Source organism: Clostridium sp. ZBS2 (assembly GCF_023845855.1).
Lineage (GTDB): Bacteria > Bacillota > Clostridia > Clostridiales > Clostridiaceae > Clostridium > Clostridium aquiflavi.
This window is the reverse complement of sequence record NZ_JAMQIF010000052.1, coordinates 1-681: the sequence shown is the minus strand read 5'-3', so window position 1 is coordinate 681 and position 681 is coordinate 1. Positions and strand designations below refer to the sequence as shown.

1 tRNA gene is annotated in these 681 nt (G+C 33.6%); it reads left to right on the top strand.

The window, feature by feature from the left end:
• Positions 1-120 precede the first annotated feature (120 nt).
• Positions 121-197: transfer RNA gene (locus NG918_RS16520), tRNA-Ile, on the top strand.
• The last annotated feature ends 484 nt before the right edge of the window (positions 198-681 follow it).

Genomic DNA, 681 nt, shown 5'->3' with positions numbered 1-681 from the left:
ATGGAGAAATCTAGTTAACATGATGTTTAACTAGTAATTAAAATATACTTACTTCGAAAAAGAAGGTTTAATTTAATGTAGATTCTGTTCAATTTTGAAAGACTAAGTCTTTCAAAGTGAGGGCTTATAGCTCAGCTGGTTAGAGCGCACGCCTGATAAGCGTGAGGTCGATGGTTCGAGTCCATTTAAGCCCACCATTGTTCTTTGAAAATTGCACATAGAATACGAAGTTTAGTGAACCTTAGTACAAGGAATCAAATAATTTTTACAATGAGCGTATTTTATACGTGAATGAAAAAAATTATGCAGATGACAAAGTAATAGGATTCAATAAACAAGTATATTGTATATAATACAACAAGCCAAGAATATATTCTTTGTAATAATTGAAATAATTACCTAGATAATTACTCAAATTAAAATTGGCAAATTGTTTTGTTTATTTATAAGCAAAATAATGTTACGAAGTTTAGTGGCGATAAATACGAGGAAACGAGTATTTTATGAACGGAGCGTATCGTGATACGTGAGTACAGAAAATATGAAGTTAACGAAGTAGTTAGCGACAATAAAAAAGCAAAAGGACAAGCTAAAAAGAGCGCATGGGGAATGCCAAGGCATCAGGAGCCGATGAAGGACTCGATAAGCCGCGATAAGCTTCGGGTAGAAGCACACAGTATG